General features: G+C 46.0%; 20 protein-coding genes. 3 read left to right on the plus strand and 17 right to left on the minus strand.

From position 1 onward, the window contains the following. Window positions 1-42 precede the first annotated feature (42 nt). From CRN96_RS03620 to CRN96_RS13215, 3 genes are all read left to right on the plus strand, one after another. Window positions 43-1050: an NADP-dependent oxidoreductase gene (locus tag CRN96_RS03620; RefSeq protein WP_097039233.1), complete on the plus strand. Its 1008-nt coding sequence runs from the start codon at window positions 43-45 to the stop codon at window positions 1048-1050. Window positions 1051-1411: 361 nt separating this feature from the next. Then, a complete protein-coding gene (locus CRN96_RS03625) occupies window positions 1412-1723 on the plus strand; it encodes a hypothetical protein (RefSeq protein WP_143544276.1) in 312 nt (103 codons plus the stop codon). 1352 nt (window positions 1724-3075) lie between these two features. Further along, window positions 3076-3237: a hypothetical protein gene (locus CRN96_RS13215; RefSeq protein WP_179647087.1), complete on the plus strand. Its 162-nt coding sequence runs from the start codon at window positions 3076-3078 to the stop codon at window positions 3235-3237. A 372-nt stretch (window positions 3238-3609) separates the two neighbouring features. On the opposite strand, the gene CRN96_RS03630 is transcribed toward CRN96_RS13215, so the two are convergent. The 17 genes from CRN96_RS03630 to polA all read right to left on the minus strand — a co-directional run bounded on the left by CRN96_RS03630 (window position 3610) and on the right by polA (window position 26196). Continuing rightward, the gene (locus tag CRN96_RS03630) at window positions 3610-4485 is read right to left on the minus strand and encodes an ABC transporter ATP-binding protein (protein WP_097039237.1); all 876 of its coding nucleotides are present in this window, start codon (window positions 4483-4485) and stop codon (window positions 3610-3612) included. Next, window positions 4486-6894, minus strand: coding sequence for a hypothetical protein (locus CRN96_RS03635; RefSeq protein WP_143544277.1), 2409 nt, complete (start codon window positions 6892-6894; stop codon window positions 4486-4488). Between the two features lie 1062 nt (window positions 6895-7956). Continuing rightward, window positions 7957-9627 (minus strand): glutathione ABC transporter substrate-binding protein, encoded by a 1671-nt coding sequence (locus tag CRN96_RS03640; RefSeq protein ID WP_097039242.1) that lies wholly within the window; start codon window positions 9625-9627, stop codon window positions 7957-7959. Window positions 9628-9755: 128 nt separating this feature from the next. Further along, complete coding sequence (locus CRN96_RS03645) at window positions 9756-11219, minus strand: polysaccharide deacetylase family protein (protein WP_097039243.1); 1464 nt, start codon at window positions 11217-11219, stop codon at window positions 9756-9758. Window positions 11220-11593: 374 nt separating this feature from the next. Continuing rightward, entirely contained in the window at window positions 11594-12937 is a 1344-nt protein-coding gene (locus tag CRN96_RS03650) for an MFS transporter (RefSeq protein WP_097039245.1), read from the minus strand. A gap of 35 nt (window positions 12938-12972) precedes the next feature. Beyond that, window positions 12973-14076, minus strand: a complete 1104-nt coding sequence (locus CRN96_RS03655) for a 5-methyltetrahydropteroyltriglutamate--homocysteine S-methyltransferase (protein ID WP_097039247.1) — start codon at window positions 14074-14076, stop codon at window positions 12973-12975. Window positions 14077-14581: 505 nt separating this feature from the next. Continuing rightward, a complete protein-coding gene (gene rplT / locus CRN96_RS03660) occupies window positions 14582-14941 on the minus strand; it encodes a 50S ribosomal protein L20 (RefSeq protein ID WP_097039250.1) in 360 nt (119 codons plus the stop codon). 26 nt (window positions 14942-14967) lie between these two features. Continuing rightward, window positions 14968-15168 carry a 50S ribosomal protein L35 gene (gene rpmI / locus CRN96_RS03665; RefSeq protein WP_097039252.1) on the minus strand — a complete coding sequence of 67 codons (201 nt, stop codon included), beginning with the start codon at window positions 15166-15168 and terminating at the stop codon, window positions 14968-14970. A gap of 24 nt (window positions 15169-15192) precedes the next feature. Continuing rightward, window positions 15193-15723, minus strand: coding sequence for a translation initiation factor IF-3 (infC, locus tag CRN96_RS03670; protein ID WP_097039695.1), 531 nt, complete (start codon window positions 15721-15723; stop codon window positions 15193-15195). Between the two features lie 208 nt (window positions 15724-15931). Further along, window positions 15932-17875 carry a threonine--tRNA ligase gene (thrS, locus tag CRN96_RS03675; RefSeq protein ID WP_097039254.1) on the minus strand — a complete coding sequence of 648 codons (1944 nt, stop codon included), beginning with the start codon at window positions 17873-17875 and terminating at the stop codon, window positions 15932-15934. Window positions 17876-18177: 302 nt separating this feature from the next. After that, a complete protein-coding gene (dnaI, locus tag CRN96_RS03680; protein ID WP_097039256.1) occupies window positions 18178-19104 on the minus strand; it encodes a primosomal protein DnaI in 927 nt (308 codons plus the stop codon). A gap of 4 nt (window positions 19105-19108) precedes the next feature. After that, a complete protein-coding gene (locus tag CRN96_RS03685) occupies window positions 19109-20452 on the minus strand; it encodes a replication initiation and membrane attachment family protein (RefSeq protein WP_097039258.1) in 1344 nt (447 codons plus the stop codon). Next, on the minus strand, window positions 20439-20912 hold the full coding sequence (nrdR, locus tag CRN96_RS03690) for a transcriptional regulator NrdR (protein WP_097039260.1): 474 nt from the start codon (window positions 20910-20912) through the stop codon (window positions 20439-20441). The genes CRN96_RS03685 and nrdR overlap by 14 nt, the downstream gene beginning before the upstream one ends. 112 nt (window positions 20913-21024) lie before the next feature. Continuing rightward, window positions 21025-22032: a glyceraldehyde-3-phosphate dehydrogenase gene (locus tag CRN96_RS03695; RefSeq protein ID WP_097039262.1), complete on the minus strand. Its 1008-nt coding sequence runs from the start codon at window positions 22030-22032 to the stop codon at window positions 21025-21027. Window positions 22033-22102: 70 nt separating this feature from the next. Continuing rightward, window positions 22103-22702 (minus strand): dephospho-CoA kinase, encoded by a 600-nt coding sequence (gene coaE, locus CRN96_RS03700; protein WP_097039265.1) that lies wholly within the window; start codon window positions 22700-22702, stop codon window positions 22103-22105. 21 nt (window positions 22703-22723) lie between these two features. Then, window positions 22724-23587, minus strand: a complete 864-nt coding sequence (locus CRN96_RS03705; protein ID WP_097039267.1) for an Fpg/Nei family DNA glycosylase — start codon at window positions 23585-23587, stop codon at window positions 22724-22726. Between the two features lie 8 nt (window positions 23588-23595). Continuing rightward, window positions 23596-26196, minus strand: a complete 2601-nt coding sequence (gene polA, locus CRN96_RS03710) for a DNA polymerase I (protein WP_097039269.1) — start codon at window positions 26194-26196, stop codon at window positions 23596-23598. Window positions 26197-26237 lie beyond the last annotated feature (41 nt).

Here is a 26237-nt window from a genome sequence, read left to right on the forward strand (position 1 = left end):
CCTGTTTTTATGGAGTTATAATCATTTTTAGAGGGGGATATCATGAATAACGAACAAATTGTTTTGGCTAAGCGTCCGGACGGGGTACCCGGCGATGAGGTTTTCAGATATGAAGAAGTTGAGACGGTCCCGCCCGGTGATGGGGAACTGCTGATAGAGAGCGTCTATATATCAGTCGATCCATATATGCGTGGAAGGATGAACGATGCAAAGTCCTATGCGGAACCGTTCAGGATCGATGAACCGCTGGCCGGCCATGTTGTCGGCAAAGTCGCAGAATCCAATGCGGACGGTTTTGAAGACGGGGATGTCGTGACGGGTGCACTGCCATGGAAGAGATTCAATACCGTACCGTCCAGTACAGTCGATAAAGTGCCGTCGACGGAAGTGCCGCTGTACTTATACCTCAGCACGCTCGGCATGCCGGGGCATACTGCCTACGGTGGTTTATTGAATATAGGAAAGCCTCAGGAGGGCGAAACCGTCGTCGTCTCTGCAGCATCGGGTGCCGTCGGATCCGTCGTCGGACAGATCGCTAAAATCAAAGGTGCAAGGGTTGTCGGGATTGCAGGCGGTCCTGAAAAAGTGAAGCACCTCACCGACAATCTCGGATTCGATGAAGGTGTCGATTACAAGGCCGAAGATTATGCCGAAAGGCTTGCTGAAGCGGTGCCTGACGGGATCGATGTGTATTTTGAAAATGTCGGCGGCTCCGTGTCGGATGAGGTGTTCAACCATTTGAACCGTTTTGCCAGAATACCCGTATGCGGCGCCATTTCAGCCTACAACAGCAAAGAAGACAACGGCCCACGCGTACAGACCAAACTGATTAAATCACAGGCGCTGATGCAGGGATTCCTCGTCGGCCAATTCAAGGATGATGCTAAAGAGGCCAGCGAGCAGCTCGCGAAATGGATAGAAGAAGGGAAAATCAAATCCGAAGTGTCCATCGAAGAAGGCTTCGATAAGCTGCCGAAGGCATTCAGGAATCTTTTCACCGGGGACAATTTCGGTAAACAGATCGTCAAAGTGTCGGATGCTCTGGATTAAAAATACATGGAAATCAGATTAACCTGCTAAAGAAATCATGAGTGCTATAAATAAGTTTACTATTTTTCCCGGACGAAAAAATAATTCTTGTCCGTGTTACACTTCCCTTTGAAAATTTTCATTTTGAAAACCTATGAAATTGTTAGATATTGCAGTACGATATGCCATATAGAAGTCATACCCAATATTCCACTCATTATCCTAAAGCTACAATCGAAAGTAATATAAGGGCGGTTTTTATATAAAAAAAAGTATTTGTAGTATATTCTTTGTAATAATTTTAGCAGGTTGTAACGCTGATGATGAACTATCTGGGAATGAATATATATTAATTCTTTCAGTCGATGCTTCTCCCCCAGAAATGTCATCGTTTGAAATGCGCTTTGAAAATGGAGAGATAGAGTTAATAAATTTTCCAGAGGACAGTGATGAGATAGAAGGACGGTATACTTTAGATGACCAAACACTTGAAATTGAGTTGGCAAGGGATAATGATGAGGGCCGTATTGTTCTTGAAGATTTAACACGTAATGAAGATGGCTACACAGGTAATTTAGGCGAAACTGATATAACAACTGAAACAGGAGACAACGAACTGGCAGCACGCTTATCAACTTTGGATAACATCGAAGAAGGTTCAGATATAAGGTTGTCCTATCTCCCGGACGAATAGATATACTTTAGTTCCTTTCTAAATAGGAAGATTTAGGGGGTAAGAAAGAAAGCAAACCAATCAAAACACATGAAAGTGTTATTGCTGATTTGCTTTCTTTTGGACAATTTATAAGAAATAGTTTAGTTACTATAGAGACGATGTGTAACCACAATCTTCAAGGAAAAGGAGTTTATTTTGATTTTAACTTAATGTCTCTGTCATTTGAATGCATGTTGAATCAATATTATTAGACTGTTTGCTCGTGGCTCTTTACAGTATAAACAGAAAACATTAACCAACTCAATTCATTGGAAAATTTTTTATAAACTCCATAAAACCAAAATAACCAAGTAAACCCAACCCAAGACCGACAACAATAACAACGATAATTAAGATATTATATTTAGTTTTTCTATCCATTAATACACCCCACTAGAGAGTTATTTTCCATTTATTTAAAATTCGCAAACCACCCAAAATACAGAAAATAATAACATTAAAATACCAATCAAAAGGAATAATGTGTTTACAAAAAGAGTAACTTTTCCCTAAGATACCTGTTTCTCTTTTAATACCTATCGGACTAAATATTGTACCCAGTATAGAGAATGTAAAGAAAAAAATTATTATAATGGTTCTGAACTACAGTAAGGAACTATCACTAATAAGGGACAGATAGCTGCCAAGTATTTAAACATCTTAATTCTTCTAATATTTGGCCGATACTTTTTCAATAAGAGTCGTATCTCTTATACCAAGTATGGACCAAGTGTGATTCAACCTTTTATTTACTTTTATTGTAACAAATTTCTCTAAACGATACTATTCACTGGGTCCAAGAAGAACAGTCAAAGCTTGGAAGGAGGGATTGTTTTTGATTTTAAAATGAGATAACAAACATCCAGACAGTCGATGAGATGGACGATCCCAATTACCAAAAGTGTCCCAGCAGCGATTATGGGTGCAACAATAAAAATCTACAGTTTTAATAAGTACGCCTCAACCTGTGGTTAAACCCTCACTACAATCTAGTCCACAATGGTTATACCAGCCATCTGAGGGACCAGTCATACATTCCACCTAGATTCCATTGAGACGCTACGATCTCTTCATTATTATCATAATTAAGATCATCCGGTAAGTTATCAAACATCAAGAATCTCTAGAACCTCTGGATGCCGTACTTTAGTTCGTTCAATCAAGTTCCCTACCATTCATAATTCAATTCTTACTTAATTTTGTAAAACATTTTAAAATATATAGAGGGCAAATTGAAGCTGAAAACAACCAGGAAAAAAAGTTAAATTTTCGAATTATATTATGTAGGTGGTAAAGTATAAGTAATATCTAAAGGGATAAGGGGGAAAAATATGAATATCATAGCAAACCGTGATGGGATTGGTGCATCTAAGTTTGAACTTTGGTTTTTTAAATCCTTACATTTATTAACGTTTAAAAAGTCTAAACATCTTAAAGATATAATACGGCGGATAGAAGCAGATATAGAAGCAATTAAAAATAAACAGGTTTAATAAAATGAACTTCAGGAGAGGTTATCTTTTAGATAACCTCTTTTTTGAAGAAATTTTATTTGATGAAGCTAATCCTAGTAATTCTTTCAACAAAACTCTTCTACTTATAAGTATCAAAAAAGAAAACCTACAATCTAAATTTATGGAAATATGATAAAAAAGCACTACAAAATGCGGAAGCCAGAAAAGAAAAGTTATATACGGATATTGTCATGAGTACTGAAATGATTATTATGTGCCTTTACCTTCTTTTAATCGTCTATAATAGACAAATCTTGTGTTACAACAGAACACTAATACCCGATTGAGGTCTTCAGTTTACATCCTTGTCGTCCTCGTGACGTCCTGTGCAATCATCAATTCCCTACAATATTAAGAGATTTCATATATCTCTTTATAGGTCTGTTCCAAAGAAGTTCTATTTTCGTTGACTGATTTTATATTAATATTCTTACGTATCAGCACTTGAAGATAATTATTCAATTGACTCTTATCTTTTATAATCAACGTATTTTTATCTTCATTAATATCAATATTACTCCCTGCTATTTCTGTTTTTACATATTCTACATCTGATTCATCAATTTCTATCAAATATACAAGACTTTCTTTTTGGTAGCTTTTGTTCAACGCGCCATCCTTAATAAACCAGATATCATTTGTCAAGTCTTGTAAAATATTAAGGTTGTGGGTGGAAATCATCAAAGTGATGCCCTCCTGATTCAACTCACGTACGAGTTGTTTCAATTCAATTACACTAGTTGGATCGAGTCCATTAAATGGTTCATCCATAAATATGAGCTTCGGCTCTGGCAGAATACTCAATGCAATCAACAAGCGTTGGCGCATTCCATATGAATATGATTTTACTGTTTGATCGACATAACCTCCAATTCCCACCTTATCAATTACTTTATTGATACAATTTCTATCCAAACTATGAACATTTGCAATAAAAGCCATATGATCTCTGCCTGTCAGATGATCGTATAGGTGATTTTCACTAGGTAAGAAAGTCAGATACTTAAAAAATTTTGTATCTTCTTTTTTGATTTCTCCTAATAAGCGAATTGTTCCTTCTTTAATCGGCTCCAGGTTGAGCACCGAACGCATTAGTGTTGATTTACCTGAACCATTAGGTCCCACCAAGCCAATTAAATCTCCGGGATGGATATCAAATGTAATTGACTTTAATACATGATTTTTACCATAAAATTTGTTTAATCCCTCTACTGTCAGTAATGCCATCTACATCGCCCGCTTTCTATTTGAAATCAACCCTATTATCAGTAACACCACGCTGAGTATAGTTAGAATGATTGCACCATTAGCAAAGTTTACTCTCGGATCATTGACGACAATTGATTGCCATCCATCAGCAACATCCCAGACATCAAAATATATAAATGGATTAAGCCACATCCAACTTGCTTCTGTATAGAACAATGTTGAAGCGTACCCTATTGCTATTACTGCTAATGTGACTAAAGATGTAACATAATGATGTTTTGAAAACCTCCCGATGACTGCATGCAGAGAAGCAGTGAAGAAAACCACTAAAAATAAAATAACGGAGGCTTCCATCAGAACAGTACTGATGGTGTCCAGACGGTAAAATACTTCATCCAACGGTGCGTATGTGCTGTATTCAGTCGATGTTGCGTATAATGATTCATGTTCATAAATGACTATCGGGTAATTTAGGCTTCCAATCCCTCCAAGAGCCGCACTAATAGCAATCAAAATAATTGCGCCGATTAATAACAGTATATAAGTGGATAAAAGGTTAAAGCACCACTTGCTGAATAGCACCATACGCTCTGTAAATGGTTTCGTGAATATGAAATCATAAACACCGTTCGGTTTATATACATCGGAAAATGAAGACCAGATTATTAATACAAATAAAATAGTTAGTAATAATGGTATATGATGTTGAAAGAATTTCTGAACAGTAAACATGGTATCATTACTGATATCTCTATTATTTTCATAGAAAGCTATATGCAAATCCGAATCTGCTGATGCAAAAAATTCCGTATTTTTGTTTGGATTGCCGAAATTTGAAATTTGAGTATCTCCGATTGGCCGGGGCTCGATCTGATTTTCTTCAAAATACTCGTTCATTTCATCTGTTGAAAGATCGCTGACACTCGGGCCAGTTTCATCTGCTATTTCATATCCTCCATAATCTTCTCTTATCGTTTCGAATAGAGCTCGATATTCTTCATTAAAATCAGCAGAGCCAATATTTTCTAACAACGCATTGATTTCATCAATATAGTATGCTGTATCATCCACCATTTGAGAATATAAATTAGTGGCGTCTTCTATTTCTTCAATTGTACTATCCTCGGCTCCAGAATTCTTTGCATTCTCGAGTGATAATTCAGATTCAAGTAGTAATGTTTCCTGGGCTGCACCATTACGAATCAGCTCATCCCTATAATCTGTTAACGCTTCGTGATAGATTTCAGGTATTTCATGGTATTCCTGGTCAATATTAAAATAGTAAGCAAGAGCAAGAATAGATACAATCGCAACACTCAACGATAAGGTGTGGTTTCTCTTTTTTCTTAAAGCTTCAAATGATAATAACTTGAAATGTCTGCTTGGTTTGTACAAAGACTGACGAAAATTATTATTGTATTTAATCTGAAATGAAAAATTCAATTTTAATAGGAAAAAGCCAAGTATTTGAATGATTGCTGTTAAAATTAATATAATGATTAGAAAATCCACAAAAGCATATTGAACAAACAAATCTATCTCATAATTTATGAGGAGATGTATCGGGTTCCAAATTTGAAGACCAAAATTATAGTTCACAATATAAAGGCTGCCCATAATGAGAACAGACAAAATGAAAGCGAATGATGCAGACTGAGTGATTTTTATAAAAATAACGTTGATATAAAGTATCATTATAGCAAATACCATCCAGCCTATTGGAATATACAAAAGTAATTTCCAAGCTGCAATGAATGACGTACCATCATTTGTAAATAATTCCACCGGGTAATGAATGGTTTGAAAATTTCCGGTTATGATCATAGGCAATAATGATACAACCATTATTATAAGCGCATACATAATAGTTGTTAGGACGAACGCTCCTAAGAACGAAAAGCTGATATTTTTCTTTGACACCGAATTGAGTTGCATCCATTCAAAAATTTTATTTCTTTGGTCTGAGGTAAATTTGAAGTTGACAATCAGTAATAGAAATAACAATGTAATCGGATTCAAAAAAAGATTCATGATTTGTAAAGCAAATAAACTGCTGTTGTAAGGCATTTCTTCTTCAATATACTCAATTCCATGAGCATTTATTATTTCGGCCTTCTCTTTTTGAACTGCCAATTGATCCATTGATTCGATTTGTATATATCCCTCATACCGGTCATATGTTTCGTATTCATTCACATAACGGATTATCTCACTAGAAATGTCCATATTATTTTCTTCCAGCTTTCTATACATTGAACTGACAAGATCGAATTGCGTTTCCAAATTGGTCCGCACCTCTTCATCCATTTCAGTCAATCCCACATCTGATTCTTTTGCATAAAATTGGCTGATGACAAAATCCAAAGGCACCATTCTTTCTTCTTGTTGAGCGAGTAACGCTTCCTTTGTTTGACCAGACTCAAACATATTTATGAATAATATAATCGTAGTAATGAGTATAAGGATTCCTGGTATAAGTAATGACATTTTAGATTTGAGAATACTTTTTAGGATAATTTTAAATGTATGCATAATAACCTCACAAAGAATAGAACCGTATAAAGTCCGTTTTCTATTTTAATTAATTATAGAATTGATCGATCAATTCATTTGATACATAAGGTGGGCCGAACGCTTTAAATGTAGTCCATTCTCGCTAACTGGTTCAAAAACACCAGTATGGTAGATGTGCCCTATATTCTAATTTAATAAAAACAGTTACAGTCCACACTGATCCGATTGAGTTAGACATTGATAACCATAAATTATAATTAATGGGACCACTACAAGCATCAACTTGTTCTTTGTAATTCATTTCTAATGGAGGAGTACTGTTCCCACTAATTTTACTTGCTCGTGTCTCTCTTCATTCACCACAATCCCTAAAGACAATACACTGAGCAAGGTAACAACAAATTTCTCAAGCACTTTCAATATAATACATTAATATATTCAAATTAACTTATAATTCCAATATATCATATAAATTACATTCAGCTTTCTGTTTTCATATATGAAAGTAGATATCAAACAGAAGCATTATCGCTTTTGTCGCCTGTTCCTAATGTTTTTGTTATATATATGCGTTGCTTCTTTTATCTTTTTTCCCACACACTGCGATATCCGACTAGTCCCAATGCATCAAGTATTTCGATAAGGGACATCCTGCTCCCATAATCGATATTACAATAGATGCTGCAGCACGAGCGTAAGATAACAGATGACAAAATGCCCCTGAATACTGTCTGGCTCATATATAAATCAGTCTTTCTCCTGGTACAATAAGTCCATTCAGTGAGCATGCTACCATGCACACCAAATCGTTCGGGCGTCCCCTGATGACCACCATGCTTCATCTAATATTCCACAATCTCCAGTTTCTCCTCAAACCTTCTGTGTCTGACCATCAAAAAACCTCCTAAGTCTACAGAATTTTTATTTCCTCTGTAAACCTGGGAGGCAACACCTCATTTCATTGGTGGTTTTGTTTTATTCGCTTAAAGTCACATTACGGAAATCCGGTTTATTATAATTGTTGATGTACAATCCTTCCACGTCACTGCGTTGGGCGTTCATGCTGAGCGCCTGCCTCATATAGACCATCGGTGCTTCGTCGACCAGGATTTCCTGCAGCTCATGGTAGATCTCCACGCGTTCTGCCTCATCAGTCGTCGTCCTTCCCGCTTCAAGCAGTTCGTCGACTCTTTCATCATCGGTGAAGGTGCGGTTCCCCTGGCTGCCTTCCATTGATGAATGGAACAGCGGCCATACGGACTGGTCCGGGTCCCCCGTCGGATTCGGCCAGCCGAGGATGAAGATATCATGATCTCCCGTGCCGGTCTCTTCAAGGTAGGCGCCCCATTCAAGCTGGTCGACGGTCGCATCCACATTGATCTCCTGCAGAGCTTCCTGCAGGTAGATCGCGACATCGACACGCTCCGGCGCATCATTGGTGATGATGCTGATCTCAAAGCCGTCTTCATATCCCGCTTCCGCCATCAATTCCTGCGCACGCTCCACATCGTGTTCAAGTCCCTCCAGGTCCTCGTCATGCCCGAGCAGTTCGGGCTGGATCGGCCCTGCAGGTATCCTGCCTGTGCCGCTGTATATGCCATCAATGATTTCTTCTTTATCCACGACATGCGAAATCGCCTGCCTCACCCTCTTGTCATCAAGGGGTTCTTTCTGCGTATTGAATCCGATGAATTCCGTAGCGATATTATAATGTGTATAAGGCTCGGTTTCCGCGTTGTCTTCAATGCGCTGAAGATGGTTCGGTTCGAATCCGCCGATCATATGGGAGTCTCCCGTTTCAAGCTCGGCGATCCTTGAACCGGTCTCAGAGACGACCCTGTAGGTCACCGTATCCAGATTCATCGGCCCGCCCCAGTAGTCGTCGAACCTCGATAATGTGGTGCTTTCACCGGGATTGCGTTCTTCGAATCGGGCATAGTTCGTGCCGACGGGCTGTTGTTCCACCACGCTCCCCACTTCACCGGAGATGTCGTCCACTACATCTTCATAATCATCGCCGCCAGATTCCCTCAATTCATAATAGTCTTCAGCAGTCATATCCAGACCTGCTGAATCAAGGGCCGACTGGTAGTCTTCATCGATGACCTCCCTGCTGATCATGCTCGCACCATCGCTTGTCAGATGGTTGAGGAGCGGTGCAAACGGATACTCAGTGGTGATTTCGACCGTATACTCATCAACGACCGCGACCTCCTCTATCATTTCAAACAAGTTCATCCTCGCTGATGCGGTCGCAGGATCCAGCAGACGGTCGAAATTCGTCTTGACCACTTCTGCATTGAATCCACTCCCGTCATGGAACGTCACATCTTCACGCAGGTTGAAGACCCATGTGTTGTCATCCGTCTGATCCCAGTCCTCGGCAAGGAGCGGCTCGATCTCCATCTCCTCATCCTGTGTCAGCAGCGTCTCATAAATGTTCGTGTTGACCTGGTCGGATGGCAGGTCACTTGTCGCGTGCGGATCAAGGGATGTCAGATCACTGCCGTAGGAGACGACGAAATCTCCGCCTGTTGCTTCACCCTCCGTCCCCTCTTCTGCTTCCGGATCCACATCCCCGTCATCCGTGCAGGCTGCAAGCAGCAGAAGCACCGGCAGCAATAATAATGATAGCTTTTTATTCATTCATAGTCACCCTTCCATAATTGATGGCATATTTCATACTCACAAAGTATGGTATAAAAGAAAGGTGCCGAATGCAAGACCTTGATCCGGGCAAAATAAAGAGGCCGGAATAATCCAGCCTCCTGATTTTATTCATCCAGCCAATCGGAAGTCAGCACAAATTCATATCCGTCCGCCTGTAATGCCTCGATGACATCATCCAACACCGCAGGGGTATGGATGTCATCCAGAATATGCATGACGATCACGCTGCCGGGCTGGACGTTCGTCATCACACGGTTGACGACGTCCGCTTCAGTATACTCCTCATTCCAATCATAGGACGAGAGATCATACATACCGATCGCTTCATACCCCATCGCCGCGATCGCATGGGCATTCTGCTCATCAATCCTGCCGAACGGCGGCCTGAAATAAAGTGCCGGCGGCTCCTGGATGGCTTCGGTGATGATACGGTGTGCCTCGTACACGTCTTCCTGCAGCGCTTCCGGGGTGATGGTCGTCGCATCCGGATGGGAATGGGTATGGTTCGCCACTTCATGTCCGCGCTCGACCAGGACCCTCGCAAGATTCGGGTTCTTCTCTATCTCAAGCGTCTTCAAGTAGAAGGTCGATTTGATGTCATATGCATCGAGGATATCTAGTACTTCAAGCACGGTCGCTTCACTCGCCCAATCGTCGAAAGTGAGCGCCACTTCCCTCTCTTCAGTCGGCTGACTGTGATGGAGCACCGGAGGTACACTCCAGATGTCGGAGTTGACCTGGATCGCATCCGCACCTTCAATATCTTCGAAATCTTTCCGTCCTTCATCCATTTCCAGCAGTTCATCCAATGACACAAATTCAAAATCGACCGCTTCGGCTGCTTCAGTGAGATAAGGAATCAGCTCTTCATCCTCCGGATCCATGGACAGCACACCGCCGCGCGCAATCGCTTTTCCTGCATCCCTGGCCATTTTCGCTTCATCCTCCGAAGATGAAAGTGTCCTCACCGGACTGATGACACTGCGCATATCCAGCTGTGCAGCAATTTTTTTGACGCGTTCATCTTCATCATTTGGAGCATGAATGAATTCCGGAGACTCGCCGGTGAACGCTTCAATGGCCTCATTCGTCCATTTTATCCTATGGTGGATTTCCCCGTAGTTCAGTACATCAAGCGCTATGCCGTATAATCCGTTATTCCCGATTTCATGGCCGCGGTCGATCGTTTCCGCAACCCCTTCAGGATACATCTCGAGCTGTTCAACAGACGCAAAGAATGTGGCGGTGAGCTGATGCTCGTCGAGGGCATCCAACACCCGGGTCATCTCCTCTTTTGACTGTATGCCGTCAAAAGTGAGTGCCAGAACTTCATCCAAAGTGTAGACGACGTCATATGTATCCGCGGGCGCCCCGTCATATTCCTCCACAACAACATCCGCCGCCGCCTCGAGATCCTCTTCGTCATATTCCTCGATGTCCGTCTCCGCTGTTGTATCTTCATGACGGGTATTATGTATATCTTCCGAAGGTTCGGCTGAATCATCAGCACAGGCAGACAACACAAATAAAATGATGCCCATTAAAACAACGTTTAAAGATTTTCTCATGCAATAGCTCCCAATATAATATTTATAATGTATTATATCAGAGCATTATTAAAATACGCTGAATTTTATGGACTTTCTGTTCCATTTGATTGTACAGCCATGAAGAATAAAAAAAGAGCAGCCTTCAGGCTGCTCCGGAAAATCATGCGAATGGGTTACCGAACAGGTATATCAGAATGACAGCGACAATAATACCTAAAATAAATATAATTAGATAGTTTGAACTTTTCATAACGACTCCCCTTTATATCAATTATAGGACTATTACCTTTTTTTTACATTTTAAACATTTGTTATAGTAAGCAGGTAATATACAACGTTAGATTGAGTTCAAAATATTCCAAGTTTATTTATATTTGATGATTGTCTTTATTTTATGTCTCGCCTGCAACAGGGGCTGCAGTCTGCACCGTCTTACCGCTTCTTTCACGGACGAACAATAATGCAGTGCCGCCGAGAAGGCTTGGTATGGCGAATGCCATGAATGCGGTCTGCGGCTCCAGGTTCGTCATCAGCACCAGACCGATCAACACCGGTGCGGTGATGGAGCCGAGTCTGCCGATGCCGACGGCCATGCTGAGGCCGGTCCCCCTGATATCCGACGGGTAGAACGCACTGATATACGGGTTCACCAGATTTTGAGTACCGCCCGTACATGCTCCGCCGATTGCGATCAGCACATAGATGAGCAGGGGCTGCTGCGTGATGCTCAAGGCGACGAAGCACACCGCGCCGAGCAGGTACATCGTGAGGAGCACATTCTTATGGCCGATCCGGTCGACCATATAGCCGCCGGTGAGGGACCCGATGATCTGCCCGACCGCAAGTATCATGATGAACGACATGCTGGAGGCGACATTGAAGCCGGATTCCTGCATCATCGTCGGCAGCCATGTGTTCAGGCCGTAGATCATCATCAGACAGCTGAATACCATCACCCAGAATGCGATGGTCGTGATTGCACGGTTGCCCGTGAACAACTGCCCGATCGGCAGTCCCTTCGCATCTTTTTTGGCAGCTGTATACACGAACTCATCCGTCGGGTTGTAGTTGCCTCCAGGGTTCGCCCTGTTCAGGATCTCGGCGACCTTTTCCTTATGCCCTCTCGGCAGGTGGTAGGAAATCGATTCCGGGAATTGCTTGATCAGGAACGGCAATGCGAGCAGCGGCAGTGCACTCAATAAATACATGAACCGCCAGCCCAGACTTTCAATGAAGTAGATTGCAGTGACCGAGGCGATGATCGCGCCGATCGAGTAGCCGGTGTACATCATTGCCACAGTCAGTGCCCTGTTCTTCTTCGGTGAGTATTCACTCATGAATGAGATCACCACCGGCATGAGGCCGCCCATCCCGATGGAACCGATGAAACGGAATGTAAGGAACATCGCTGCACTTGTCGCAAGACCTGCGAGTGCATTGAATACACTAATGAGTACAAGGCAGATGATCAGTATGCGTTTCCTGCCGATGACATCAGAGAAGGAACCGAGCACGAAAGTGCCGAGCATCATGCCGATCAGAGCATAGCTCCCGATGGCGCCGCCTTCGGCAGCGGATAAACCGAAGTCCTCCATCATGTGCGGCAGCCCTATTCCATATAATGCGATATCGAATCCGTCAAAAGCGATGGCAAAGAAACACCATAGAAAAACGAGCAGATGAAACTTATTGAAGCGGCTTTTATCGATCGCCTCTTCCACTTGCACTTTCCGCACACTAACCCCTCCTGATATAAAAATTCATCGGCTGTTTAAGACCATACTTCCTCTGCAATCTGGACAACATGTCTGATTTTTTCCCATTGTTCGTCCTCCGTCAGCAGGTTGCCTTCCTCTGTCGAGGCGAAGCCGCACTGCGGACTGAGCGCCAGCTGATCGAGCGGTACATATTTAGACGCCTCTTCGATGCGCTTCTTCACTTCTTCCTTGTCTTCCAGTTCACCGTGCTTGGAAGTGACGAGCCCGAGGACGATCGTCAGGTCATCCCGGTTGACGTGGCGCAGCGGTTCAAATCCGCCGGCACGCTCCGTATCATACTCGAGGAAGAAACCGTCGATATTGAGCTTCCCAAAAATTTCTGCAGCCACCGGTTCATAGCCGCCTGATGAAATCCATGTGGAACGGAAGTTTCCGCGGCATATGTGCATAGTGATCGTCATGTCATCCGGACGGTCCGCTACTGCATTGTTGATCGTCTCGAGATATTTTTCGACGAGGTATTCCGGGTCGAGGCCTTTTTCCCTCAGTTTTTCTTTCTGCTCATCGGAACAGAGGTAGGCCCAGGCCGTATCATCCAGCTGCAGGTATCTGCAGCCTGCCTCATAAAATTTTTCGATTGCCGTCTTATATGCTGAAGCAAGGTCTTCGAAGAATACTGCCTCATCCGGGTAGGCCGTCGGGTCCACTTCACCTCGGAAATGCAGCATGCTGGGGCTCGGTATCGTCACTTTTGCCGTGTGCTCCCCTGCCTGCTCGTTCAGGAATTTGAAGTCCTCCAGGAATGGATGATCATCAAATCCGAGTTTACCGGTGACTTTGATGGCACGCGACTTCGTCTGCTTTCCCTGGAACTGGATGCCGTCGCCGCTCCAGTAACCTTCAACACCCGTCAAATTTTCAAGGAAATCGAAGTGCCACCATGCACGGCGGAATTCACCGTCAGTGACGGCACCGAGTCCCGCTTCCTTCTGCTTCTCGACGACTCTCTTTATTTCTTCGTTTTCAATCTGTCTGAGCGTATCTGTCGTGATTTCCCCCGCTTCAAGTTTGCGTCTTGCATTCTTGATCCTTTCAGGCCTGAGGAGGCTCCCCACCTGATCGGCACGATATATGTTTTTAGTATTCACCTTTGTCATGACCACCACTCCAATTTATGTATTGGATAAATATTATCATGTATATGAGATATAGAATAACAGTATTTATTCATAGCCTGATATAGCTTTTGGCTATACCATAGTGGGAGGTGGGATGAATTAAGGGTGGCTGCGGTTTCGATTTGGGCCGGTGAAAATTGGCTTTCAAATCGGATTCAGATTAAAAATCCGAGCTCACTCCCTAAATCAAGCCGCTCAAATCGGATAAGCTCTCCCAATCCGATCTGCATAGGACAAAATTAAGGATGAAATCGGATATAGTCATGAATACCGATTTCCCGATACAAATAAACACCTTCAAATCGGATTCAGACTGGAAATCCGATCTCGCCCTCCAAATCGGGACACGCAAATCGGCTAAACCCGCCCGGTCCGATTTGCACGGCTAAAAAACAGAGTCCAAATCGGCCACCCCCAAAAAATCCATAAGAAAAACCCCGCTGCATCTGTTCAGCGGGGTTCCAATACCTATATATTATATTAATTATTTAGCAAGAGCGTCTTTTGCTTTGTTTGCAAGTTCAGCAAATGCCGCTTCGTCAGAAATCGCGATTTCTGAAAGCATTTTTCTGTTCACATCGATGCCTGCAACTTTCAATCCGTTCATCAGACGGCTGTAGCTGATGTCGTTTTGACGTGCTGCTGCATTGATACGTGTGATCCAGAGCTTCCTGAATTCACGCTTTTTATTTTTACGGTCACGGTATGCGTACTGACCTGATTTGATTACCTGTTGTTTTGCTGTTCTGAAGAGAGTACTCTTGGAACCGACGTACCCTTTAGCCTGTTTTAATACTTTTTTACGTCTCTTACGTGACGTCAATCCGTTCTTTACACGTGTCATCGCTTATTCCTCCTTGAAAATGTGTATTATTTGGCGCGTGCCAGCAGGTGTTTCAGTCTTTTAGAATCTGATTTGGCAACAAGTGTCGCCTTTCTTAAATGACGCTTCTGTTTTGTCGTCTTGTTTGCGAATAAGTGGCTTGTGAATGCTCTGCCACGTTTGAATTTACCTGTACCGGTTTTCTTAACGCGCTTTGCGTAACCTCTGTGTGTTTTCATTTTTGGCATTTTTCTGACCTCCGAATTTAATGGTTATTTAGTTTCTGTGATGGGTGCAACAACCAGGAACATGGAACGGCCTTCCATCTTAGGTCTCTGCTCGACTGTCGCAACATCTTTGAGTTCCTCAGCAAAACGTTCCAATACTTTCCGACCGATATCTTTGTGGGTGATTGCACGGCCACGGAAACGTATGGAAACTTTCACTTTATCTTCTTTGGCAATAAACTTCTTCGCATTTTTCAATTTCGTATTGAAATCATGCTCCTCGATTGTCGGGGACAGCCTGATTTCCTTTACGTTGATTGTCTTCTGCTTCTTGCGTGCTTCTTTGTCTTTTTTCTGCTGCTCGTACTTGTACTTGCCGTAATCCATGATACGGGCGACAGGCGGCTTGGCTTTTGGTGCAACCAAGACTAAATCCAATTCCACACGTTCTGCCATTTCCATAGCTTCTTTAGTCGGTTTGACACCGAGCTGTTCACCGTCTTGTGCAATTAATCGAACCTCTTTGGCGCGAATACGATCATTAATTATTGTCTGGTCTTTTGCTATCTTTGACACCTCCAAAATATTTAAGACGAACAAAAAACGGCGGGTGCATATACATGCGCCCGCCGATCACCATCAATACATTCTCCCACATACTTCTTATCACATATGTGTGTTGTATTTTTGAAACCCGGTCACTGCCATCAAGCGTTTGCGGGTGAGAAGCGGGTGCTTCTTCTTGTCCGTTCTTATCAACTCTTACTACTATACAGGTTGTATCTTATTTTGTCAAACTTTTTTTGAGCCTGATTTCATCTACAACGTGCCAGATGAATTCTTCCTTCTCGAAAGTGTTCTGCTTCTCTTCGCCGTATTTACGGACGTTCACTTCCTGCTCCGCAATTTCCCTATCACCGATGACGACCTGATAAGGGACTTTGCGCATCTGCGCATCCCGGATCTTGTAGCCGAGCTTTTCATTGCGGTCATCGATATGGACGCGGATGCCGTGTGATTTCATCTCGTCATGGATGGCTCTTGCGTAGTCATAGTGAAGGTCGAGGTTGACCGGAATGATCTCCACCTGCTGCGGTGCAAGCCATAATGGGAAAGCACCCTTATATTCTTCAGTCAGGAATGCAACGAAGCGTTCCATCGTGGAGACGACGCCGCGGTGGATGACGACCGGGCGGTGCGCTTCCCCGTCACTGCCGGTGTACGTCAAGTCGAATTTCTCAGGCAGCAGGAAGTCGAGCTGCACGGTCGACAGTGTCTCTTCCTTGCCGAGTGCCGTCTGCACCTGCACATCGAGCTTCGGACCGTAGAATGCCGCTTCACCTTCCGCCTCGACGTACTCAAGCTCCATCTCATCGACGGCTTCCTTCAGCATCGCTTCCGCCTTCTGCCACATTTCATCATCATCGAAATATTTCTCGGTGTCTTCCGGGTCGCGGTAGCTCAGACGGAAGGAATAGTCTTCGATGCCGAAATCCTTGTACACTTCGATGATCAGCTGGACGACGCGGATGAACTCCTCCTTGATCTGGTCGGGTCTCACGAACACGTGGGCATCGTTCAGCACCATGCCGCGCACACGCTGCAGGCCGCTGACCGCCCCGCTTGCTTCATAGCGGTGCATCATGCCGAGTTCCGCGATACGGATCGGCAGCTCCCTGTAGGAATGCTTCTCATTCTTGTAGATCATCATATGATGCGGGCAGTTCATTGGGCGGAGCACGAGTTCTTCGCCGTCCATATCCATCGGCGGGAACATGTCTTCATGGTAGTGGTCCCAGTGGCCGCTCGTCTTGTACAGGTCGACATTCGCCATGATTGGAGTGTACACATGATCGTAGCCGAGCGCAATCTCCTTATCGACGATGTACCTTTCGATCTCGCGGCGGATCGTCGCACCGTTCGGCAGCCAAAGCGGCAGTCCCGCCCCCACTTCCTGGCTGTTCTGGAACAGTTTCATCTCGCGGCCGATCTTGCGGTGGTCCCGCTCTTTCCGCTCTTCGAGCAGTTGGAGGTGCGCATTCAAATCCTTCTTATTGAAGAATGCAGTGCCGTAGATCCTCTGGAGCATCTTGTTGTCCGAATCGCCGCGCCAGTATGCACCTGCAGTGGACAGCAGCTTGAAGGACTTGATCTTCGATGTCGTCGGGACATGCACCCCGCGGCATAAATCGGTGAACTCACCCTGTGAGTAGACAGAGACGTTTTCATCTTCAGGGATCGCCTCGATCAGTTCCTGCTTGTAAGGATCGTCTTTGAAGAGTTCCTTCGCTTCATCACGCGAGAGTATACGTCGCTCGATCTCGACATTTTCATCCACGATGCGCTGCATCTCTTTTTCGATCTTCGGGAAATCCTCTGTGGATATGCTCTCCTCCATATCGAAGTCGTAGTAGAACCCTTCCTCGATGACCGGGCCGACCCCGAACTTCACATCACCGTAGAGCCGCTTCAATGCCTGGGCCATCAGGTGGGCCGTCGAGTGCCTCAGCACTTCAAGGCCTTCTTCATTCTTATTCGTGAACAACTCGATATCACTGCTCGCTTCGATCGGCCGGCGGAGGTCGTACATTTCCCCGTCCACTTTAGCGGCAACCGCCGCTTTCTTCAGCCCGGGGCTGATCGATGCCGCCACCTCTTCCGGCGTCACGCCGAAGTCGTATTCCTTTACATTGCCGTCAGGAAATTTGATTTTAATCGCTTCTGTCATCCTACTCATCCTCCCATAATATAAAAAAACGCCCCTCTAATAAATTAGAGGGACGGAATAACCGTGGTACCACCCTGATTCATGACAGGCGCATGCCCATCATCTCAAGCCGGGATATAACGGTCCGTACCGGCCGGGTATTAACCGGCAAATCAAAAGGTAGTAACAACAGTCGGTTTAATGCACATCTTTCAGCAGATGAAGTGCTCTCTTTGAAAAAACGCGAAAGTGTCTTGTCCTTGGAATTTAATTAATGAAATTTACAGATTAATTATACTTTAAAGCTGTGATGAATGCAATACTCACCTTGTCCTGTAATTGTCGCCCGTCAGCTGGACCTCTTCGCACAGTGCGCGGATCCGCTCCGTCATCCGGCGCGCCTTCGTCTCCTCTATGCCGTTCTCCTTCGTCCGTGCATAACGGTACTCGAGATCATTGATCGAGAAGTTGGAGCTTATGAACGTCGGGAGTTTTTCCACCATGCGGGAATGCAGTATACCGGTGATCACTTCGTCACGCGCCCACGGGGTCACATCTTCCGCCCCGAGGTCGTCCAGTATGAGCACATGCGCACTTTTGATGGCCCTGTACTTCTCATCCGTCGTACCGTCCCGGAAGCCGGATTTCAGATCACGGATGATTTCAGGCACATAGACGATCAGGGATGAGACGGCCTTCTCCTTCAGCTCATTCGCAATGCACCCGAGTATATAGGACTTGCCGATGCCGAATTCCCCGTGGATGTAGAGCCCCCGGTAATTTTCGCCGGAAGCGACCGCTTCCGTCACCTGGATCGCCTTTCTCAGCACGTCACCCCGGTTGGAATTTTCATCAAGGTAGATCGTATCGAACGTTGCGTTTTTGATGTCTTCAGGTACGTGATACGACTGGATCAGGCTTTCACGCTTCTTGAATTCGTCATTTCTCACTTTGATCGGGCACGGGGTGTAGTACATGTTCGCCCGTCCGTTGCGGATATCGATGTTGATGATGTATCCGTCGGGATGGTTGTCGCATCCGCCCGCACTGTTTTCACTGCATTCGACCGGCTGATCCGCATAGTGCTTCAAAGTGATCAGATCATTTTTGATCATCGAAGCGGTCAGCGGATTTTCTGCGTCTTCGATCAGCTTCGTGATCTTCGGGTTGCGGATGAGTTCCTGATAAATCCGCTCGTTATTCTCTTCTATTTTCCTGTTATTTTTAATGAATTGATTGATCGGCTCCATGATATCACCTGTTTTTTCTGAATTCCTCTATCATTTTCTGCAGTTCCGGGTCGTCTTTTGCGGTCTTCTTCACATCGCCGGACTGTTTCACTTCTTTTTCCGGCTGCTTCTGCTCCAGCGGTGCATCTTTCTTCTTCGTCATCCATTTCGGGGCCTTTTCACCCTGGCGTTCGGAAGGCACATAACGCCGCTTCCGCTTCTCCTGCTGCGCCTTCCGTTCCTTGATGGAGGCGATCGCTTCACCCGGCGTCTGGTACCCTTTCTCCACCCAGTCCTTTGCAATCGTCATCGTGTAATTATACGGCAGTTCGCCATCCAGTTTCAAATAAACATATTCGAGAAGTATGTTGATCACACCGTGGCTGAGCGTCGTATTGACAATGATGTCGGTGACGAGCTTCAACTCGATATCCGTCGGCATGCCCTGCCGGAGGTCCCGCAGCCGGTCGATCGGATTCGTCTCGTTCAGCATACGGATGTATTCATCCTCCTCGGTCTTCTCCGGTTCGGTGCTTTTGCCTGCCGGTGCCTCAAGCACGGGGCTGACTTTTTTAGACTCCATCTGGAAGTACTTCCTCGCTTCATATTTGAGCTTCGCCGCATCGATGCCGTGGTAGTTCGAAGTCGATTTGAGCAGTATGTTCTTCATATCATATGCATTCAGGCCGAACAGCACACTGAGCTTCACAATCAGCATCCGGATGTCTTTCGTGAAGTATTTGCGGTCTATGATGGTGCCCTTCAGATGGGTGAATAAAACATCGAAGTCAAAATCATCGAGGTCTACATTGATGCCTGCCGAGACGGTCTCTTTTTTGAAGTTCTCCTTCGGCAGCGTGAAGGCGGGATCATTATTCGGGTTGAACACTTCGGTGAACTTCGAAGTCACTTCAGTGATGTTTTCCGGGAGCTTCGGATAGATGAGCCGTTCCTTTTTGATCTTATACTGTGCACTGCCCACTTTTCCATAAAGGTACATGCTGAGCATCGGATCATTGAAGAATGCAGCAGGGCTCACCGGGAGCAGCAGTTCGTAGACGAACAGGTCCTCATGGGCATTATTCGATACATAGCTCTTCAGCAGACCGATGCCTTCGAGTCTGCGGATGACCGTCATCAGGTCGGATAACGGCACAGACAGCGCGTCCATGAATTCCTTATGGAAGCGGATTGCGAGCGGTGAGTGATGTTCCGTCGATTCGAACATATAGATATAGACCATCGCAGCATCCGGTCCGATCAGAGGCATATAGAGCTCATTGAGGCTGGCCATGTGATCGGCACCGAGGCGCATCGGGCGGTAGATGATGAACTCGGTGTTCGGTTTCAGCCGGTCATTGATGTTCATCGTTATTACTGCCTTTTGTCAGCTGGTTCAAAGCTTCCATCAGCTGATCTATATCCTTGAACTCCTTGTAGACGGAGGCGAAACGCACATAAGCCACCTGGTCGAGCGTCATGAGCTCCTGCATGACGAACTCCCCGATATCATTTGATGAAATCTCCGCTTTGTTCAGGTTCCGGAGGCTTGCCTCGACCTGATCCGTGCGCTTTTCAAGCTCCTTGTACGGTATCGGCCGCTTTTCACACGCACGGAGCAGCCCTGCGAGCACTTTATCCCTGTTGAAAACTTCCCTTGTACCGTCTTTTTTCACGACGACCAGAGGCGTGACTTCTATCCGTTCGAATGTGGTGAAGCGGAATCCACAACTTTCACATTCACGCCGGCGCCGTATGGCAGCCATTTCATCGGTATGGCGTGAATCGACCACTTTTGAGCTGCTGTGCCGGCATTGTGGACATTTCATAAATGATCACCCCTTCTATCGGTTTTTATTCCTTTATATTATATCAAATTTTATATATTCTCTATAGCGATTGAAATAAAAAAGCCCGGAATATATCCGGGCTGTGTACAATCTATAGTTTTTCAGCGATTTTTTCAGCAAGTTCAACGGTGCGCTTCGAGTACGCCCATTCGTTGTCGTACCATGCGAGCACTTTGACTTTATTGTCATCCATGACCATGGTGAGGCTTGCGTCGACGATCGAGCTTCTCGGGTCCGTATTGAAGTCCCTTGAAACAAGCGGCTCGTGTGTCACGCCGAGAACGCCTTTCATATCACCTTCAGCATACTTTTTAAAAGTTTCGTTCACTTCTTCCACCGTTACATCCTTCTCGAGGTCCACCACGAGGTCGACGAGGGAGACGTTCGGTGTCGGCACACGCAGGGCCATGCCGTCAAGTTTGCCTTTCAGCTGGGGCAGCACTTCGCCGAGCGCTTTTGCGGCACCCGTGGAAGTTGGTATGATGTTCTCTGCAGCAGAGCGTGCACGGCGCAGGTCCTTGTGCGGGTTGTCGATGCTCTTCTGGTCATTGGTGTAGGCATGGACCGTAGTCATAAGGCCGCTGACGATGCCGAATTCGTCATCAAGTATTTTTGCGACGGGCGCAAGACAGTTTGTTGTACATGAAGCATTTGAAAATACTGTATAGTCGTCCACACTTAAATTCTCATCGTTCACTCCGACGACGACCGTCTGGACGTTGCCGCCCTTCGTCGGACCGGTGAGGACCACTTTTTTGGCTCCTGCTTTGATATGGCCGGAGGCTTTTTCTTCATCATTGAATTTACCGGTCGCCTCGAAGACGATATCCACGCCGAGGTCGGCCCATGGTAAATTCTCAGGATTGCGGTCACTTGTGATCTTCACTTCATGACCGTCAACGAGCAGTGCACCCTCTTTGGGTTCCACTTGTTTCTGCCACTTCCCGTGGGTTGAATCGTAATTAATCAAATGGGCAAGCGTTTCAGCCGGATAGCTTGCATTCACCGCAACTACCTCCAGGTGATCAGATTCCGATGCAATCCTGAAAACCATTCTGCCGATCCTGCCCAACCCGTTAATCGCAACTTTTTTCATGATAAATCTCCTTCAAGTTATACTTTTTCATAAATAGTATAACACATTTAAATTCTTAAAAAAGTGTTATTTATTACATTTCATCATTTTGCAATTCTTTCAGGAATTCATCAATCTGCCTGAACAGATCCGCTTTATCGCCGTTGTTGTCGAATACCCGGTCGCTCCGGCTTTTCTTCTCCGAAAGGGGCATCTGGCTGCCGATCCTCGCTGCAGCATCCTCTTTTGTGAGTCCGTTCCTTTCGATCAGCCTTTCCATTTGATTTTCCTCCGTCACATAGACGGTGACGGTCGCATCACATTGTTTATCCAGGCCGTTTTCAAACAGCAGCGGTATATCCAGGAATACATGGTTTTCTTTCACGTATTCATCCCGGTCCGCATTCATCATCCGCCTGATTTCAGGATGGGATATATCATTGAGTTTCTGCCGTTCGTCCGGATCGTTGAAGATGATCCGTCCGAGTGCGGGCCGGTCGATGTTCCCGTCGTCATCGAGTATGCCGTTGCCGAACGCTTCGATGATCTTGTGGTAACCGGGGCTCCCCTTTTCGGTCACCTTACGTGCATATACATCCGCATCCAGCACTTTGAAACCCTGTTCTTCTATGTAAGCGGATGCTGTGGACTTGCCACTCGCAATGCCGCCTGTCAAACCGATCACTTTATACATTTGCAATCCTCTCCTGAAAGCCTACCGCTGGCACTTCGTACAATAGAACGTATTGCGCCCGGCAATGACTTTGGTTGTTATGTCGTGCCCATTTGGGCATATCTTCCTCTGATAAACTTTGAAACGGTTCTGCATCTCCCCGCTTCCGCCGGTGGAGCTCCGGTAATCAGATATAGTCGAGCCGCCCTGGGATAACGACAGCTCGAAAACATCCACGATTGCCCGGAACAGGTCACGAAGCCTTTTGACCGACACGTTCCCGGCCTTCCTCGTCGGCAGTACCCCGGCATCATACAGACTTTCACAGGCGTATATGTTGCCGGCGCCGGTCACGACGGTGCTGTCCATGATGACGGCTTTGATCGCCTTCCCGGCATTCGCCGGATGCCTCACCGCACTGATGAAATGATCCGGTGCTGTTTCATCGTCATACTCCGGCGCCATCCGGACGACCGGCAGGAAATCGGACAGCCTGTCGATCGTCCGGAGCTCGCCGAACCGGCGGATATCCGCATAGACGAGCATCGAGTCGTCAGACAAGCGGAATATGACCTGCCAGTGTTTCCTGAAATTATATTCGACGATATCATCCAGGCTGTCGAGATGGAAGAACGCCCCGCTCATCCCAAGGTGCCCGATCAGATATTTCACCCGGGCGCCGTTTTGAAGGATGAAGTATAAATACTTCCCGCGGCGTCCGAGAGAAACGATTTTCATATTTTCCGTATTGTTCATGAATATATCGACCGGTTCCTTGATGACCGTCAGCTTCCCGGAGTTATGGCCCAGGGTGACCTTCTCCGATACTTCGACGCTCTCTATCGTCAGACCCTGCACCGTCGACAGTTCTCTTTTGACTAATTCAACTTCCGGTAATTCCGGCACATCCTCACCTACTTCACCTGATACCAGTCGCTGCCGTAGCCGTAATCGACTTTCAGCGGCACACCGATATCAAGCGCATTTTCCATAATATCCCTGATCACCGGGATGAAATCTTCCACTTCATCTTTCGGTACATCAAAGATCAGCTCATCGTGGATCTGCAGCAGAAGCTCTGCATTGAAGCTCTGTGCTTTTTCATCTTTGGCATAATTCACCATCGCGAGCTTGATGATGTCTGCAGCACTGCCCTGTATCGGCGAGTTCATCGCCGTCCGCTCGGCCACACTCCGTGCATTGAAGTTTTTATTGTGGACGTCCGGGATGTAACGGCGCCTGTTCAACAGCGTCTTCACATAGCCGTCCCGCTTTGCATCCTGGATGATCGAGCTCATGAATGCCTTCACATCAGGGAAGGAGGCAAGGTAATTGTCGATGTACGTCTTCGCCTCCTTACGTGTGATGCCGAGGTTCTGGCTGAGCCCGTAATCGCTGATACCGTAGACGATGCCGAAGTTCACCGCTTTGGCATTCCGCCTCATCGTCGGCGTGACATCTTCACGTGCCACGTTGAACACTTCCATCGCCGTCTTTGTATGGATGTCGAGGCCGCCCGAAAATGCCTCCTGCATCGTCTCATCACCTGTGATTGCAGCAAGGACACGCAGTTCAATCTGTGAATAGTCCAGGGCGAGCAGTACATGGTTTTCATCTTTGGGTACGAATGCCCGTCTGATCAGCCGTCCCTCGTCCAGGCGGATTGGTATGTTCTGCAGGTTCGGCTCAACTGATGAGAGCCGTCCGGTCTGCGCAAGCGTCTGGTTGAAGCGCGTATGGATCCTCGAATCCTCCCGCACTTCCTTCTGCAGGCCGATGACATAAGTCGACTGGAGCTTCGATATTGTGCGGTAATCGAGCAGATGCTGGATGATTTCATGTTTATCCTGCAGGGCCTCGAGCACATCAACGGCCGTCGAGTAACCGGTCTTCGTCTTTTTGATCACAGGCAGGCCGAGCCTTTCAAACAGCACCACGCCGAGCTGTTTCGGCGAGTTGATGTTGAACTCCTCCCCGGCCAGTTCATAGATCCGCGACTTCATTTCCTCGAGCCGCCCTTCGATCTCCTCTTCCATTTCAACAAGGCGCTCAGGCAGGACGCGTATCCCCCTCAGCTCCATCTCTGCGAGCACTTTGGAAAGCGGCACTTCAAGGTCATGGTACAGGTCCGCCATTTCATCCTCGGCAAGTTTTGCCACCATGTCATCTTTTGCGTTATGGACCGCCATCACCTTATCCGTGAGAAATTCGGTCATTTCTTCTTCGGTCGGTGTTTTTTTATTGCGTCCCTTACCGTAATGGAAATCGTCGCTGTTGATGTTGATGCCATACGGGCTGACCGTTTCGGCCACATCGACGATCTTCTTGGATGGGTCGAGAAGGAAGCTTGCCATCATGATGTCATGCGTGAAACCGGTGAAGCCGATGCCGAGCTGGCGCAGCAGCGCGATCTGCCTCTTGATGTCATAGGCATTCACTTCGTTGCGCCTGCCCAGGAACTCCTCCAGGACGGCGGCATCGACATCGTCGATTTTTTTGATCCAGGCCTTTTCGCCATCCGTCGCGGCGGCGTATTCAGGCCTGTTGTATAAATAATTGTCCGCACGGACTTCCAGGTGGATCGAGACTTTTTCACCGAGTGCATCAAGGTCATCCGTCAATGTGACATCGAAGTCGCTGATATCCTCTGTTTCCTGTGCATCCATGTTCTGCAGCAGGGAATTGAACTCATACTCTTTGAAGAGTTCGTATTTCTGTTCTTCGGAGTCATTCCTGAATTCAAGATCGGAAATCTCAAAATCCATGGGCACTTCCCTGTGGATCGTGGCAAGGCTCTTGCTCATAAGCGCCTCTTCGCTGAACTCCTTCAGCTTCTCCTGGAGTTTTTTGCCGCCTGCTGACTCGGCATTTTCAAGCACATTTTCGACCGTGCCGAACTGATGGAGCAATTTCAGTGCCGTCTTCTCGCCGACGCCCGGGATGCCCGGTATATTGTCGGACTTGTCCCCCATCAGGCCTTTCAGGTCGATGATCTGCTCAGGCTTTAGGTCATAGACTTCCCGTATATGTTCAGGGGTGTATTCCTCGATGTCGCTGATGCCTTTTTTGGTGAAGTATATGGCGGTATGGTCGCTTGCAAGCTGGGTCAGGTCTTTATCCCCCGTGATGATGATCGTCTTCATCTTCTCATCGTCGGCCATCCTGGAGAGCGTCCCGATGATATCATCCGCTTCGTATTCATCCAGTTCGAAACGTTTGATGCCGTAGGCGTCGATCAGCCGTCTGATCGGGGCGAACTGTTCCCCGAGTTCCGGCGGCGTCGACTGCCGGCCGCCTTTATAGTCCTTGTATTCCTTGTGCCTGAAAGTGGACTTCCCTGCATCAAAAGCGACGAGGAAATGAGTCGGTTCCTCCTCTTTTATGATCCGCTCCAGGAGCCTTGCATAACCGAAGACCGCATTCGTATGCAGACCGCTCTGGTTGGATAATAAAGGCAGTCCGTAAAAGGCCCTGAAGGCCACACTGTTGCCATCAATCAAAATTAATTTTTTCATGAAATAGTCTCCTCAGAATGTATTATCCTCAACTGAATTAT

The organism is Salinicoccus kekensis (genome assembly GCF_900220995.1).
GTDB classification, from domain to species: Bacteria; Bacillota; Bacilli; order Staphylococcales; family Salinicoccaceae; genus Lacicoccus; species Lacicoccus kekensis.

Bases quoted from the DNA above. Each gene is read 5' to 3' on its own strand.
- CRN96_RS03620 (WP_097039233.1), top strand. From the start codon at position 43: ATGAATAACGAACAAATTGTTTTGGCTAAGCGTCCGGACGGGGTACCC.
- CRN96_RS03625 (WP_143544276.1), top strand. From the start codon at position 1,412: ATGTCATCGTTTGAAATGCGCTTTGAAAATGGAGAGATAGAGTTAATA.
- CRN96_RS13215 (WP_179647087.1), top strand. From the start codon at position 3,076: ATGAATATCATAGCAAACCGTGATGGGATTGGTGCATCTAAGTTTGAA.
- CRN96_RS03630 (WP_097039237.1), bottom strand. From the start codon at position 4,485: ATGGCATTACTGACAGTAGAGGGATTAAACAAATTTTATGGTAAAAAT.
- CRN96_RS03635 (WP_143544277.1), bottom strand. From the start codon at position 6,894: ATGTTTGAGTCTGGTCAAACAAAGGAAGCGTTACTCGCTCAACAAGAA.
- CRN96_RS03640 (WP_097039242.1), bottom strand. From the start codon at position 9,627: ATGAATAAAAAGCTATCATTATTATTGCTGCCGGTGCTTCTGCTGCTT.
- CRN96_RS03645 (WP_097039243.1), bottom strand. From the start codon at position 11,219: ATGAGAAAATCTTTAAACGTTGTTTTAATGGGCATCATTTTATTTGTG.
- CRN96_RS03655 (WP_097039247.1), bottom strand. From the start codon at position 14,076: ATGACAAAGGTGAATACTAAAAACATATATCGTGCCGATCAGGTGGGG.
- rplT (WP_097039250.1), bottom strand. From the start codon at position 14,941: ATGACACGTGTAAAGAACGGATTGACGTCACGTAAGAGACGTAAAAAA.
- rpmI (WP_097039252.1), bottom strand. From the start codon at position 15,168: ATGCCAAAAATGAAAACACACAGAGGTTACGCAAAGCGCGTTAAGAAA.
- thrS (WP_097039254.1), bottom strand. From the start codon at position 17,875: ATGACAGAAGCGATTAAAATCAAATTTCCTGACGGCAATGTAAAGGAA.
- dnaI (WP_097039256.1), bottom strand. From the start codon at position 19,104: ATGGAGCCGATCAATCAATTCATTAAAAATAACAGGAAAATAGAAGAG.
- CRN96_RS03685 (WP_097039258.1), bottom strand. From the start codon at position 20,452: ATGAACATCAATGACCGGCTGAAACCGAACACCGAGTTCATCATCTAC.
- nrdR (WP_097039260.1), bottom strand. From the start codon at position 20,912: ATGAAATGTCCACAATGCCGGCACAGCAGCTCAAAAGTGGTCGATTCA.
- coaE (WP_097039265.1), bottom strand. From the start codon at position 22,702: ATGTATAAAGTGATCGGTTTGACAGGCGGCATTGCGAGTGGCAAGTCC.
- polA (WP_097039269.1), bottom strand. From the start codon at position 26,196: ATGAAAAAATTAATTTTGATTGATGGCAACAGTGTGGCCTTCAGGGCC.